The sequence below is a fragment of the Rosenbergiella epipactidis genome (genome assembly GCF_018494055.1).
GTDB lineage: Bacteria > Pseudomonadota > Gammaproteobacteria > Enterobacterales > Enterobacteriaceae > Rosenbergiella > Rosenbergiella epipactidis.
Window position 1 is genome coordinate 247,443 of record NZ_JABBFQ010000003.1, and the last position, 14,590, is coordinate 262,032.

Here is a 14,590-nt window from a genome sequence, read left to right on the forward strand (position 1 = left end):
ACAAGTTAGCAAAGTGTTTTTTCTTTAATAAACTTATCAACGATATTCGTTAAGTCTTCGGCAGTTGGTTGCGCAAGGGCTTCCGCGGCTAAAGCTTTAACGTCTTCATAATTAGTGTTACGAATAATTTTTTTAATTCTAGGGATAGAAATAGAACTCATACTAAACTCATCTAGTCCCATGCCTAATAGTAATAGTGTAGCACGTTCATCGCCAGCTAACTCGCCACACATTCCCGTCCATTTTCCAACAGCGTGAGATGCGTCAATAACTTGCTTGATTAAAAGCAGTACGGAAGGGCTCATTGGGTTATATAAATGGGAAATTCGGTCATTCCCCCGGTCAACGGCTAAGGTATATTGCGTCAGATCGTTAGTTCCGATACTGAAGAAATCGACTTCTTTCGCTAAGTGATGGGCAATCGCGGCTGAAGCAGGGGTTTCAACCATAATTCCGACTTCAATCGCTTGATCAAACGCCTTACCTTCTGCGGTTAATTGCGCTTTTAGCGTATCGAGTTCAGCTTTTAAGCTACGCACTTCTTCAACGGAAATAATCATCGGGAACATGATACGCAGTTTGCCGTATGCAGAGGCACGCAGGATAGCGCGAAGCTGTGCGTGAAGGATCTCTTTACGATCCATGCCTATACGAATCGCGCGCCAACCGAGGAAGGGGTTATCTTCTTTGGGCAGGTTCATATAGGGCAGGCCTTTATCGCCACCGATGTCCATGGTACGGATAATAACGGCTTGCGCCCCGACTGCTTCGGCGACGGCTTTATAGGCCTCAAACTGCTCTTGTTCAGAAGGCAGTGACTCACGGTCCATAAATAAGAATTCGGTACGATATAGTCCGACACCTTCTGCACCATTACGCTCAGCACCGGCGACATCACGTACCGTTCCGATATTGGCGCAGACTTCAACGTGATGACCATCTAGCGTAATCGCCGGAAGGTCTTTCAGCTTCGCCATCTCGTGTTTTTCATCTAACCAAGTGGTTTGAATTTCACGCAGTTCCGCGATTTCATCTTCTGAAGGGTTAATCAGAACTTGGTTATTGACGGCATCCAGAATGAGAAAATCACCGTTTTTCACCGATTGGGTGATATTACCAATCCCCACGATGGCAGGTAGCTCTAGAGAGCGGGCCATAATCGAGGTGTGTGAGGTTCTGCCACCTAAATCGGTGATAAAGCCCAAAACTTTCTCAAGGTTTAGCTGTGCGGTTTCGGATGGCGTCAGGTCCTTCGCAACCAATATCGATTCGTCAGCAATTGCGCTGAGGTCAACGATGGTCAAACCAAGAATGTTTTGCAGCAGACGCTTACCGATATCCCGCACGTCTGCCGCGCGCTCTTTAAGGTATTCGTCGTCTAATTCTTCTAACGCAGAGGCTTGGTCTTCGATAACGGCATGTACTGCCGCATCAGCAGTTTGATGATTTTTACGGATAAGATCGATGATTTCTTGTTCAAGCTCTTCATCTTCCAGCAGCATAATATGCCCTTCGAAGATAGCCTCTTTCTCGGTACCAAAGGTTTCGCCTGCTTTTGTTTTGATCGTCTCTAATTGTGCAGAGGCTTTCTGGCGACTTTCAAGAAAACGATTAATTTCTTGATCAACTTGGCTCGGATCGATTTTGTGGCTATTGATGACGATGTCATCTTCTTTTAGAAGGAGTGCTTTACCGAATGCAATACCGGGTGACGCAGGGATACCAGAAATCATAATCTTACCTTTAAATCAACGATGCTTAAGTGTAAATACTGGAAGTAAGCGCCCAAGTGTAGCGGCTCAATGGAGCCATTGAGTGTAAAGCTACGCTTGACCAATAATCAATGGGCTTATCGTATTGCAGGCCAGTTATTCAAGTTCAGCCATTAATTTTACTAAATGTTCGATCGCTTGCTGCTCGTCTTCGCCTTCCGCGCTAAGGGTTACCACGGTTCCTTGAGTTAATCCCAAGGTTTGTAATTTGAAGAGGCTTTTAGCGCTGGCCGTTTTACCTTGAGAGGTAACGGTAATATCAGACTGAAACCCTTTAGCTTCTTTTACGAATTGTGCAGCGGGACGGGTGTGTAGACCATTTGGTGCAGTAATTGTTACTTCTTGCTGAAACATATTTTTCCCCAAGATAATCAAAAGGTTTATTACTTAACGTGATTATTCAAATGTTATAACGCATTGAACCTGCCTAAGGTGACGGTTCAACTAAAAGTTATACTTCAATTGCGACGATAACCCTACCGTTTTTGCAATGTGATGTTGATCAAAAGCAAAAAAACGAGCGCATTATTTTTTGGCTCGAAATAAATCTCATCGTTGATACCAGAATCAGCAGGAGTAAAGCAAATGCGAACCAAGCAAAATTGAGATCTACTGCACAAAAAAAGCACCCTTAGGTGCTTTTATAGACAGCTTTTTTTAAGGCAAGAAGAAAGTCTATTAACCGTTGTCTTTTTCTGTGAACAGGTCTGCAAACAACGCTGTGGATAGGTAACGCTCACCAGAAGAAGGGAGGATAACGACGATATTTTTATCGGCAAACTCTGGCTCTTGTTGTAACTTCAGTGCTGCCGCAACCGCTGCACCTGAAGAGATGCCCGCTAAAATCCCTTCTGACTCCATTAAATTACGGGCAGTGGTGATGGATTCATCGTTGGTAATAGTCATGACGCGATCGACTAAACTCAAGTCCAAGTTGTCAGGCACAAATCCTGCGCCAATACCCTGAATTTTATGGGGGCCTGGCACAACTTCTTCACCCGCGAGGGTTTGTGTAATTACCGGCGAGTCTGTCGGTTCCACCGCCACGGCGTACAAACTGGTTTTACCTTGAGTCTGTTTTAAATAGCGCACCGTACCGGTCAGGGTACCGCCAGTGCCAACACCGGAAATTAAGACATCCACTTCACCGTCAGTATCTTCCCAGATTTCAGGGCCAGTCGTTTTCTCGTGAATAGCCGGGTTAGCAGGGTTACTGAATTGTTGTAGCATCAAATATTTTGCGGGATTACTGGCAACAATTTCTTCGGCCTTGGCAATAGCGCCTTTCATACCTTTTGCGCCTTCAGTTAAGACTAAGTTAGCCCCTAAAGCTTTGAGTAGTTTACGGCGTTCCACTGACATGGTATCGGGCATGGTCAGCGTCAATTTATAACCGCGGGCAGCCGCCACATAGGCAAGGGCAATGCCAGTATTACCGCTCGTGGGTTCGACCAATTCGACGCCCGCTTTCAATAACCCTTTTTCTTCGGCATCCCAAATCATGTTCGCGCCGATTCGGCATTTCACGCTAAAGCTCGGATTTCGTGACTCAACCTTAGCAAGAATACGTCCATTACCGAGGCGGTTTAACCTGACTAAAGGCGTGTGGCCGATTGTTAACGAGTTATCTTCGTAAATCTTACTCATATCCTTTCCTTAACTCTTTGAATTTTGGGGAACCTAGTGAGAATACGCTTTATACGGTCGCAGTGAAGTGACGAAATGATATATCGATATGTCAGAGTGCAATAACTACGGGCGATCATTATTGATGAGCGTTTGACGGTAACGATCTACCCAAAGCGCAGTCGCGCCGCAGACGGCAATCGGCATAATGACTAAATTGATAATAGGGATCATTGTAAGAACACTAATCAGTCCCCCAAATTCTAGATTAATTTTTCGATCACCGGCAAGATTTCTACGCATATTCGCAAAAGCGATCTTGTGGTTATCGAAAGGGTAATCGCAATATTGAATAGCCATCATCCAAGCTCCGAAGATAAACCAAAGAATGGGTGCCAGTAGTTGACCTATCCCAGGAATAAAGTGGATAAGCAGTAAACCCACCGCGCGGGGGAGGTAATAACAGAGCTTGAGCCATTCCCTTTTCATAATTCTAGGCAGGTCGGCAATTAAGGACCACCAGCTCATGTCATCGGGTGTATGACCGGTGAGATGCTGTTCGAGCTGTTCAGCCAATAAACCGAAGAAGGGCGCGGCTATCCAATTGGCGAGGGTGGAAAAAAAGTAGCCAAAGACCAGCACAATAGAGATAACGGCGAGTGGCCAGAGGACGAAATTCAACCACGCCAACCAATGCGGTACGTAGCTCATTAACTGGGGGATCCATTGATGGAGCTTAGTGAATAACCAATAGAATGCAGTGCCGAGTAAAAGAATGTTAATCAATAACGGAACGATGACATAACGGCGAATACCGGGTAAACAAACGAGATGGCACCCTAATCTTACATAGGTGAAACCGGAAGAGGGGAGAGGTTGTTGACGCTGTGTCATATCCAATTACTCATAATTATAATCACCTTCTCATAGTAACGTTTTTTTTGTCTCGGCGTAGGCCTTGCTGCTGTTAATTTAATCAATCGCACCAGATTAGTGATATTATTCAAGATAAATGGCAGTGTATGCTTGCACTTATTCGCGCTGACCAATACATTTAGTGGTATATAGGTGCCTTTTTTAGGCAAAGTGTTTGAACAACAGAGAATATAGTGATGCAGGATTTGCGTCTGATCTTAATAGTTGTTGGTGCTATCGCGATTATCGCGTTACTGGCGCACGGTTTATGGACTAATCGTAAAGAGCGGTCTAGCGTTTTCCGTGATCGTCCTCATAAGCACTTTATGCAACGTCGTGATGAGAGTCTCGACGAAGATGAAGTAACGGCTCCTGCTCAGGAAAAATCTCCTGTTCATACGCCACACTCTTCTACTCCTCGTGACGCTGCACCTGCTCAGCCTCGTGCTAACGTCCAAGAAAAACCTTCTGAACCTCAGCAAAAGATACCAGCGAAAAGCAGTTCATTGCGTGACGGTATCGCTCTACAAGGTGACCCGCTCTTGGGACCTGAAGAGGCTAAGCAGAATCCGACTACACCTCCTGCGCCGACTCATCGCGAAGCGGCGGCTGAACCCGTGGTTAAGCCGACAGCGCCTGTTGATCCAGTTGAAGCACCATCACGTCAACCTGTTGAGAGCGAGACGCCTAAGCCTACGCCTGCACCGACTGTGCAAGAGCAGCCCGCCGCTGAGCCAGAAGAGAGCAAACCTGTTGCGGCTGAAAAACCGCTCACTGAAACTGTCTTGGTATTCCATGTGGCGGCCCATGCAGGCAGCGAATTAAAGGGTGAACCTTTACTGCAAGCTATTTTACAAGCCGGTTTCCAGTTTGGTGAAATGAATATCTTCCATCGTCACCTTAGCCCGACCGGCAGCGGCCCGGTACTCTTTAGTTTAGCGAACAGCGTAAAACCAGGATCCTTCGACCCGGATACGATGTCTGACTTCACCACGCCAAGTGTCTCTATCTTTATGATGGTCCCGTGTTATGGTGATGCACTGCAAAACTTCAAGTTAATGCTCCAATCCGCGCAACGTATTGCCGATGATGTGGGGGGAGTCGTGATGGACGACGAACGCCATATGTTGACCCCGCAGAAAGTGGAAGTTTATAAAGCTCGAATTCGTGAAGTGATTAGCCACTCGTAACTTATCGCTTCTGTCAGACTATCAACCCCCGCCTGTCGGGGGTTTTTTATCATGGTGCATTATGGCTAACCTCCAACAACAGGTAGACGGCTTACGTCGGGTACTTCGTCATCACGAATATCAATATCATGTCTTAGACGCCCCAGAAGTGCCCGATGCAGAATACGATCGCTTGATGCAGCAGTTACGCCAGATTGAGTCAGAGCACCCCGACTTAGTGACGAGCGATTCGCCGACCCAACGTGTGGGCGCACGGCCCCTGAGTGCCTTCGAGTCGGTCCAACATGAAGTCCCTATGCTCTCTCTGGATAACGTGTTTGACGAAACCAGTTTTTTGGCGTTTATTCGCCGAGTGAATGAGCGCCTATCGGGGGCGAGTGGCATCGAATATTGCTGTGAATTAAAGCTAGATGGCTTAGCCGTGAGTCTGCTATACGAAGAGGGGATTTTGACCCGTGCCGCGACCCGAGGGGATGGTGCGACCGGTGAAAATATTACCCAAAATATTCGAACCATTAAGTCCATCCCACTCTCGCTGACGGGGGAAAATTTACCTCGTCGTCTGGAAGTGAGGGGGGAAGTCTTTATGCGACAAAAGGGGTTCGAAGCCCTGAATGAGAAAGCTCGGCTAAAGGGTGGAAAGGTCTTTGCTAATCCGCGCAATGCCGCAGCGGGCTCCTTACGTCAGCTCGACCCAAGTATCACTGAGCAGCGCCCTTTGAGTTTCTATTGTTATGGCATCGGTGTTCATGAAGGCGGTGAACTGGCTGAAAGTCATTATGAGCGATTAACGCAGCTGCGCCAGTGGGGATTACCGATGGAACCGCATGTGACGGTATGCCAATCCGCCGAGCAGGTGATGGCGTTCTACCATCGCGTCATTGCGCAACGTGAGCAGCTTGGTTTCGATATTGATGGTGTTGTGATTAAGGTTAATGCCCTCACCCAGCAACAGCAACTGGGTTTCGTCGCCCGTGCCCCCCGCTGGGCCACGGCATTTAAGTTTCCCGCGCAAGAGCAAATGACCCAGGTCCGTGATGTCGAGTTCCAAGTAGGCCGTACGGGAGCTATTACCCCTGTTGCGCGTTTAGAGCCAGTACAAGTCGCGGGAGTATGGGTAAGTAATGCCACATTACACAACGCGGATGAAGTTGAACGTCTAGGCTTGAAAATCGGTGACCGTGTGGTGGTAAGACGGGCTGGAGATGTGATCCCGCAAATCGTCAGTGTAATTACCGCAGAGCGACCTAGTGATACACGGGAAGTTGAATTTCCCAGCCAATGCCCAGTCTGTGGATCGGATACCGAGCGGGTTGAAGGCGAGGCGGTGCTACGTTGTACCGGCGGTTTAATCTGTGGCGCTCAGCGCAAAGAGGCCTTAAAGCATTTCGTATCGCGCAAAGCACTGGATGTCGATGGCCTTGGCGATAAACTTATCGAGCAATTGGTTGATAAAGAGTATGTCACTACGCCTGCGGATCTGTTTCGCTTAACCGCCGGTAAGTTAACCGGGTTGGAGCGAATGGGGCCTAAATCGGCACAAAATATCATTCAGGCACTGGAGAAATCTCGTCAAACCACGTTAGCGCGCTTTATCTATGCTTTAGGGATCCGTGAAGTGGGCGAGGCAACAGCCCTTGCATTAGCCACTCACTTTGTCACCTTAGAGGCGCTGATCGCCGCCTCGATGGAGGATCTTATTGCGGTTGATGATGTCGGTACGGTCGTAGCCACCCATATTCGTCATTTTATGGATGAAGAGAGTAACCGTGAGGTGATTCGTCAATTGGTGGATGAGGCACAGATTCATTGGCCAGCCGCAGTGGTTGCGCAGGCAACGGAGTCACCCTTCAATGGTAAAACGGTGGTGCTTACCGGGACCTTATACCAGATGACCCGTGACGAGGCGAAGGAACAATTGTTGCAACGCGGTGCTAAGGTAACAGGGAGTGTCTCGAAAAAGACCGATCTATTGATAGCTGGTGAAGCGGCAGGCTCTAAACTCGAGAAAGCGCAGGCTTTAGGGATTACTGTGATTGACGAGCAACAACTTATTGCGATGTTGGAGGCGTAATGCCGGATAAAGAGCAATTAGTTGAGCTGGCGAACTGGCGTATGCCTTTTGGTAAATATCAAGGCAGGCGGCTGATCGATCTCCCCGAAGAGTATTTATTATGGTTTGCTCGAAAAGAAGCCTTCCCAGAAGGGCATCTTGGACAGTTACTGCAGTTGGCTTTAGCGATAAGAATCGAAGGGCTTGAACACCTAGTGACACCGCTTAAAGTCTAAACAATTCGCCCCGGTTACGGGGCGAAAATATTAGGGGGAGGTAACGCTTGTCTTCTCCACGTCACCAAATACCGAATAATGAGGCAGCGTCACTGTAGACTGTTGTTCCCAGCCACCGCCTAGTGCTTTGTACAGCGCAACTAAATCGACGGCCGTTTGCGCTTGCGCCTGGATCGCCCGCTGTTCGGTTTGCGCTAACTGACGCTGTGCATCGAGCACGGTGATGTAGGTGATAAAGCCTTTTCTGTAGTTTTCTGAAGCGAGTTGATAGGCGCGTTGTAATGCATCACGCGACTGCGTTAAGGCTGAGTCTTGTTGTTGCCCCGTACGGTAACTGACTAAAGCATTCTCCACTTCTTGTAGGGCCGTTAACACGGTTTGTCGATAATTGAGCGCGGCGGCGGCTTGTTGCGCACGCGCCAATTTCACGTTGGAAACGAGGCGACCGCCCTCAAAGATCGGCAGATTTATCCCCGGCCCGATGCTGTAAAAATGGCTGCTCCAATTATCCATATAGCTGATATCAGTGTTACGCACACCCAGTTGTCCGGTAAGGGATAGGCTAGGGAATAATTGCGCTACCGAGACACCAATATTCGCCGTTTGGGCATGAAGATTGGCTTCTGCCGCCCGAATATCTGGCCGACGGCGCGTAAGCTGGGAAGGAACGCCGACGGCAACTAACTGCGGTAATGTCGGCAACGGTTTAGTTGCCGCCAACTCGCAATCCAAGGCACCGGGTGGCTGGCCAATCAGTACTGCCAGCGCATTTTTTGCTTGGGCGATTTGTGATTGATATTGCGGCAGTTGCGCCTGTAAAGCGGTCAATTGCGCCGTTGCACTCTCCACATCACTACTCGGTGCGAGGCCGTTTTGCATCTGGCTTTGCGTCAATTCGAGGCTCTGTTGCGCGATAGCGATCTGCTGACCCAATGAGGCTTCGGTCGCCTGAGCCGCGCGCAGTTGAAGATAGGTCCGAGTGACCTCGGCTTCGAGAGAGACCAGTGCATCATTATGCTGTGCAATCTGTTGCTGTTCGCTGGCACGCGCCATCTCGATCTGTCGGCGGGTTTTCCCCCACAAATCAAGTTCCCAGCTGGCATCAAATCCACCCTGGTAAAAGTTTACGCTACCCGTCGCTTGGTTGGCGATATCGCTGGGAATTGCATCATAGATCCCCTGAGATTGTAGCTCTCCTTTTAATCCCAACTGCTGGCGAGAATAAGAAGCTTGACCATTCAGTGTGGGTAATAATCCCCCCTGTACACTGGTCACCTGCTCACGAGCGCCAGCAATACGCAGTACGCTTTGCTGTAAGGTCAAATTGCCCTTTGTCGCCCGTTGGATCAGGCTATTGAGCTGCGGATCGTTAAAGTTTTCCCACCAACTGACCTGGGTGTCGGTCATTAATGGGTGGGAGGCTTGGTCTTGTTGATTCGCGTGCCATGCGCCAGTTAAGTGGTTTTCAGGAGCATGATAATCGGGCCCGACCGCACAGCCGCTGAGGACTGCAATCAGCATCGGCAATAATAATCGCTGCGATTTCATGAGTTTTCCTTTCATTTAGTGGCCTCCTGCGCTGCCTTCACTCTTCACTGGGGCGAGTAAAAGACAGAAGGGGATCATGATCAGGGCAATGATACACAGCCCGGTAAAGACATCGACATACGCCAAGATACGGGCTTGGCTAATCATCTGTTTATAGAGTTGTGCCGTAGCCAATTGGGTACTATTTCCGACCAAGGTGGTGAAATTTTCTATCGCCGCGCTCATCTTTTGAACCATTTGCGAGAAAGGTTCATCAAATACGGTGGTGTGATCGGAGAGATACGCCGAACGCGCCTGTTGTCGCTCAGTAATCGCCGCAGTGGACAGAGAAATACCGATTGAACCGGCCACATTCCGGAACATGGTAAAGAGCGCTGAGGCATCGGCATTCAATTGCTGAGGGATAGTAATGAAGGCGATGGTGGTCAAGGGAACAAATAAGAAGCCTAATCCAATCGACTGTACGCTGCGCATAATGACCAACGATGTAAAATCGAGGGTAGGGGTCATTTGAAAACCTGAGTACAGGAAGGACCCCATCAAGCAGATAAAGCCGAACATAATAATGAATCGGGTCTGGACGATCGGCATTAATTTCAACACCAGTGGAATGGTCAAGATAATAAAGAAGGCGCCGGGCGTTAACACTAACCCTGCCAGAGTGGCGGTATAGCCCAAGTCTTGCTGAGCCAATTGTGGGATAACGACAGAGCTGCCATAGAGGATAAAGGCCATGGCGGCCATTAACAATCCCGCGACCCAGAAGTTACGATCGCGCATCACCAATATATCCACCACCGGTCGGCGTGCGTACATTAGCCAATAGACGGTTCCAACAAGTCCAATCGCCGCGAGCACGGCAAAGGTAATGATAAAGGAGGAGTTGAACCAATCTGCATCTTCACCACGGTCTAGGAAGACCTGCAAGCAGCCTAATCCCAGTGTAATAAGACTGATACCGATATAATCGATACGCAGCTGGCCTTTCTTCGCTTTGCGTTCCCAAGGCGGATCTTCGAGTAGTTGATAAATGGCGAAAGCCGCTAAGATACCGACCGGAATATTGATAAAGAAAATCCAACGCCAACTGAAGTTATCGGTAATCCAGCCGCCTAAGGTCGGGCCAATCACCGGCGCGACAATAATGGCGATTGAAGAGAGTCCGAAAGCCTTGCCACGGTCTTGCTTACTAAAATAATCGAGTAGTACAGATTGCTGGACGGGCTGTAATCCTCCGCCGAAAAAGCCTTGTAAAATACGAAACAGTATCAGTTGCCATAGCTCGGTGGCGATACCACAGAGAAAAGAGCAAAGGGTGAACATCACGACACAGATTAAGAAGTAATTCTTACGGCCAAAGAGGCGACTGAAAAAGGCGGAGATGGGCAGAACAATACCGTTGGCGACCAGATACGAGGTTAGCACCCAAGTCGCCTCATCATAACTGGAAGAGAGTGAACCGGCGACATGGGGGAGAGCAACGTTAACGATAGTGGAGTCGAGAACCTCCATAAATACCGCTAACGTCACCGTAAGGGCAACCAGCCAAGGATTACAGCGTGGTTGCCAGCGTTGTGCTTCACTCATCAACATGAACCTCAGGCTCTACCGATAGGCCCAAGGGTAGAGGGTGACGAGGATCAAGTCCCTTATCGATAATGATTTTTACAGGAACGCGTTGCACAATTTTGACGAAGTTACCGGTGGCATTTTCTGCTGGGAAAGCTGAGAAATGCGAACCTGAACCCATTTGAATACTGTCCACATGCCCCTTAAGTTTTAGGTCAGGCCAAGCGTCAACACTCACCGTCACCCTATTCCCTGGATGCATATGTTCAAGTTGTGATTCTTTGAAATTGGCTGTGACCCAAATTTGCGGCGAGACCAGTGAAAACAGGGCGGTACCGGCTTGAACTAAACTGCCGACCTGAACATTACGCTTGGTGACATATCCATCGTAAGGGGCACGTACTTCGGTATAAGAAAGATTAAGCTTGGCCGTGGCCAGTTGTGCTTCGGCTTGCGCAACTTGTTGTTGACGTGCGGCGATAGCCGTTTCCTGTTGATGTAATTGCAGTGGAACCTGAGAAGCAATCTCAACTTGCGCTTGCGCTTGCTGGTAATCAGCCTGTGCGGCGCGGTATTGTGAGGTCGCACTATCTATATTACTTTGGGTCGTCGCGCGTGGGTCAACGCCGTGCTGACGTTGATACACTGATTGCGCATTGGCCAAATTCGCTTTCGCTTTGGCTTGATCAGCAAGTGCCTGATGCAGTTGTGCGGGATATTGGACTTTAGCGAGTTGGTACTGCGCTTGGGCTTGTTGCAATTGCGCTTGTGCGCTACCAAGTTGTGCTTGAGCCTGTTCACGTTGGGCGGTAGCGTCTCGGGGATCGATGACGACCAATAAATCACCTTGATGGACAAACTGGTTATCTTTTACGTTGAGATTGACCACATATCCGCTGGTCTTCGGCGCAATTGTCGCCGCGTTACCATCGGTGAAGGCATCGTCTGTCGATTCAATCCCGCGATTCATAAGCCAAAAAACGACTGCCACACAAAGAATAATGATGGCGATAATGGCGAGAATAATGAGGGGTTTTTTACCTGGACGTTTTCGCGGTGGCGCATCGTTATTTTCGTTTTCGGTAGACTGTGCATCCTGAGCTTGTTCAGCTGCATCCTGTTCGCGGTCATCTCGCGTATTGTCTGTCATGGTATCTTCCATCCTAAAAATTACCCGAAGGTGACATCTTCAACGTTTATACGTTATGAGTGTAGATAAAATATGACGAGTTGGCGTTAAGAATAGCGATAAAGTCATCACCCAAGGGTAAACCCATTGGGTGAAGGGAGAAAGATTATTATTCGGTAGACGATTGCTCACCGGCTTTTTTATAGCGTTGTGCAATCCACGAACAGGTCATCAGCTGAATCTGGTGAAAGATCATTAACGGTAATACGATAATACCAACGATGCTTGCGGGGAAAAGGATATTGGCCATCGGCACGCCATTTGCCAAACTTTTTTTCGAACCGCAGAATAGAATGGTGATTTCATCGGGACGGCTAAAGCCGAAGAGGCGCGCGACCACTATGTTAATTAATAGTGCGATAGCGAGCAATAGAATACAGCCGACGACGATCCAGCCAAGTGTTGTGGCATCGACCTTATGCCAAATACCATTGACGACTGCTTCACTGAAGGCGGTATAAACTACCAGTAATATTGAGGTTTGATCCGTCTTACCAATCAAACTGCGATGGCGCTCCACCCATCCGCCAATCCAACGACGCGCAATATGCCCCAGCACAAAAGGTAATAAGAGCTGCAGCATAATTTTTCCAATTTGCTCGAAGCCATTCCCCGGCATTGCACTGTGAACATTCATTACCAAGCTGACTAGTAAGGGTGAAATAAAGACACCCAGTAAGCTGGAGGCCGAGGCACTACAAATGGCTGCAGCGACATTCCCCCCCGCTAAAGAGGTAAAAGCAATTGCCGACTGAACGGTGGCCGGAAGAATACAGAGATAAATAAAGCCAGTGTAAATGTCGTTACTGACGTTGACTGGATGCCACCACACCAATAAGCAGCCCAAGATAGGGAATACGACAAAGGTGCTGCACATGATCCATAAATGTAAGCGCCAGTGGCTACTTCCGGCGATAATTTTTTCACGGGAAAGTTTGGCACCATGCATGAAGAATAACAGTGCAATGGCTGCAGTGGTGAGTCCCTCGACAATCGGGACAAATCCCCCGCGCGCAGGAAGAAAGGTGGCGAGTAAAACAGTGATGATCAGTTTCACCATCATCGGGTCGAGTCGCAGAAAGCCCATATATTGTATCCGTGCAATAAGTAATGATTGGATTGTGCTTGAAATCAGATTAGAAATATAATTGATTTATTACATGAATATATGAAGAAAATAGATGAATTATAGTTTACGTCAGCTACGCATCTTTGTCGCGGTCGCCGAGCAGCAGAGTTTTAGCCGAGCAGGGGAGTTGATTGGCTTAAGTCAGTCGGCAGTCAGTCATGCCGTTAAGGAGCTGGAACAAACGCTTTCATTACGGCTTATCGATCGCACGACTCGAGAAGTGGTACTCACCTTAGCAGGTAAACAGTTGGCTTCACGCATGGCGTTATTGATTGATGATATGGATAGTTTAATCAAAGATCTCTATAGCTACGGTGAACAGCGGACCGGCACCGTGAGAGTGGCAGCAAGCCAAACGATTTCTGCGCAACTGATGCCAAAGTGTTTGGCGAGCTGTCAGCAACGTTACCCAGAAATACGTTTACTGTTGCAAGACAGTGTCCAGCAATCGGTAGTTCAGGCGGTAAGGCAAGAAGAGGTCGATTTTGGTATCGTGATAGAGCTTCAGAATACGCGTGAATTCGAGACACAACCCCTGCTGCAAGATCCTTTTCTATTATTATGTCGTGACGATGACCCGCTGGCAGAGAAACCCAGAGTCAGTTGGGCCGATATCGGGCTGCGCCAATGTGTGTTACAAGATTATGCCTCTGGCAGCCGGGTGTTGATCGATGCAATTTTTCAGCAGCAAGGGGGGCATCCTGAGGTGGTTCAGCAAGTCGGCCATCCTAGTACGCTGTTTACCATGGTCGATGCAGGGATTGGCGTCAGTATTCTTCCGGCGCTGGCGCTGCCTTTACCGCAAGAGAGTCGGCTAGTGGTGAGAAAAATTTCACCAGAAAGAGGACGATTGCTGACCTTGATACGCCGTAAAAATCGGTCACTGTCTCCCGCTGCAGAGGTGATTTGGCAACTTGTTGCCGAGCAAGCGCAACAGTTGGCACTAAAACGGCAGATTAGCGTGCGCTAGAAACGAAAAAAGCACCCAGAGGGTGCTTTTTTACTGAATTTGGTGGGTCGTGCAGGATGACTCGCTACGCTCGCCCTGCGGGTCGTTGCCTAGGCAACGTTGTCTCACTGCGTTCGACTCGGCCCTGCAGCAGGTTCTCATCCTGAACGATTTTACTCTTGAGTACTAGAAACGAAAAAAGCACCCAGAGGGTGCTTTTTTACTAAATTTGGTGGGTCGTGCAGGATTCGAACCTGCGACCAATTGATTAAAAGTCAACTGCTCTACCAACTGAGCTAACGACCCGAAGTGGTGGGTGATGACGGATTCGAACCGCCGACCCCCTCCTTGTAAGGGAGATGCTCTACCAACTGAGCTAATCACCCCCGCTGTGTGGAGTCGCATTATAGGGAT

Annotated in this window: 12 protein-coding genes, 2 tRNA genes and 1 other RNA gene; 4 read left to right on the top strand and 11 right to left on the bottom strand. The window is 48.7% G+C overall.

The annotated features are described in order from the left end of the window. Nucleotides 1-5: 5 nt before the first annotated feature. The 4 genes from ptsI to cysZ form a co-directional block, all read right to left on the bottom strand. On the bottom strand, nt 6-1,733 hold the full coding sequence (gene ptsI, locus HGT71_RS06680) for a phosphoenolpyruvate-protein phosphotransferase PtsI (protein WP_214217099.1): 1,728 nt from the start codon (nt 1,731-1,733) through the stop codon (nt 6-8). 135 nt (nt 1,734-1,868) lie between these two features. Next, on the bottom strand, nt 1,869-2,126 hold the full coding sequence (gene ptsH, locus HGT71_RS06685) for a phosphocarrier protein Hpr (RefSeq protein ID WP_062812147.1): 258 nt from the start codon (nt 2,124-2,126) through the stop codon (nt 1,869-1,871). Nucleotides 2,127-2,450: 324 nt separating this feature from the next. Further along, nucleotides 2,451-3,419: a cysteine synthase A gene (gene cysK, locus HGT71_RS06690; RefSeq protein ID WP_214217100.1), complete on the bottom strand. Its 969-nt coding sequence runs from the start codon at nt 3,417-3,419 to the stop codon at nt 2,451-2,453. 105 nt (nt 3,420-3,524) lie between these two features. Continuing rightward, nucleotides 3,525-4,292: a sulfate transporter CysZ gene (gene cysZ, locus HGT71_RS06695; protein ID WP_214217101.1), complete on the bottom strand. Its 768-nt coding sequence runs from the start codon at nt 4,290-4,292 to the stop codon at nt 3,525-3,527. 215 nt (nt 4,293-4,507) lie between these two features. Here cysZ and zipA point away from each other — a divergent pair, with 215 nt between their 5' ends. From zipA to HGT71_RS06710, 3 genes are all read left to right on the top strand, one after another. Further along, nucleotides 4,508-5,503, top strand: coding sequence for a cell division protein ZipA (gene zipA / locus HGT71_RS06700; RefSeq protein ID WP_214217102.1), 996 nt, complete (start codon nt 4,508-4,510; stop codon nt 5,501-5,503). Between the two features lie 61 nt (nt 5,504-5,564). Then, the gene (ligA, locus tag HGT71_RS06705) at nt 5,565-7,577 is read left to right on the top strand and encodes an NAD-dependent DNA ligase LigA (RefSeq protein ID WP_214217103.1); all 2,013 of its coding nucleotides are present in this window, start codon (nt 5,565-5,567) and stop codon (nt 7,575-7,577) included. Continuing rightward, entirely contained in the window at nt 7,577-7,792 is a 216-nt protein-coding gene (locus tag HGT71_RS06710) for a DUF3820 family protein (protein WP_092676067.1), read from the top strand. Before ligA ends, HGT71_RS06710 begins: the two co-directional genes overlap by 1 nt. Before the next feature lie 30 nt (nt 7,793-7,822). On the opposite strand, the gene HGT71_RS06715 is transcribed toward HGT71_RS06710, so the two are convergent. From HGT71_RS06715 to HGT71_RS06730, 4 genes are all read right to left on the bottom strand, one after another. Next, a complete protein-coding gene (locus HGT71_RS06715; protein ID WP_214217104.1) occupies nt 7,823-9,355 on the bottom strand; it encodes an efflux transporter outer membrane subunit in 1,533 nt (510 codons plus the stop codon). Then, entirely contained in the window at nt 9,356-10,927 is a 1,572-nt protein-coding gene (locus HGT71_RS06720; protein WP_099824520.1) for a DHA2 family efflux MFS transporter permease subunit, read from the bottom strand. Further along, nucleotides 10,920-12,059, bottom strand: coding sequence for an HlyD family secretion protein (locus tag HGT71_RS06725; RefSeq protein ID WP_214217105.1), 1,140 nt, complete (start codon nt 12,057-12,059; stop codon nt 10,920-10,922). The genes HGT71_RS06720 and HGT71_RS06725 overlap by 8 nt, the downstream gene beginning before the upstream one ends. 148 nt (nt 12,060-12,207) lie before the next feature. Beyond that, the gene (locus HGT71_RS06730) at nt 12,208-13,185 is read right to left on the bottom strand and encodes a bile acid:sodium symporter family protein (RefSeq protein ID WP_214217106.1); all 978 of its coding nucleotides are present in this window, start codon (nt 13,183-13,185) and stop codon (nt 12,208-12,210) included. Between the two features lie 94 nt (nt 13,186-13,279). Here HGT71_RS06730 and HGT71_RS06735 point away from each other — a divergent pair, with 94 nt between their 5' ends. Then, nucleotides 13,280-14,197, top strand: a complete 918-nt coding sequence (locus HGT71_RS06735; RefSeq protein ID WP_214217107.1) for a LysR family transcriptional regulator — start codon at nt 13,280-13,282, stop codon at nt 14,195-14,197. 40 nt (nt 14,198-14,237) lie between these two features. On the opposite strand, the gene HGT71_RS06740 is transcribed toward HGT71_RS06735, so the two are convergent. From HGT71_RS06740 to HGT71_RS06750, 3 genes are all read right to left on the bottom strand, one after another. Then, a non-coding RNA gene (locus HGT71_RS06740) (RtT sRNA) lies at nt 14,238-14,359 on the bottom strand. A 47-nt stretch (nt 14,360-14,406) separates the two neighbouring features. Next, a tRNA-Lys gene (locus HGT71_RS06745) sits at nt 14,407-14,482 on the bottom strand. Between the two features lie 4 nt (nt 14,483-14,486). After that, nucleotides 14,487-14,562, bottom strand: a tRNA-Val gene (locus HGT71_RS06750). Between the last annotated feature and the right edge of the window lie 28 nt (nt 14,563-14,590).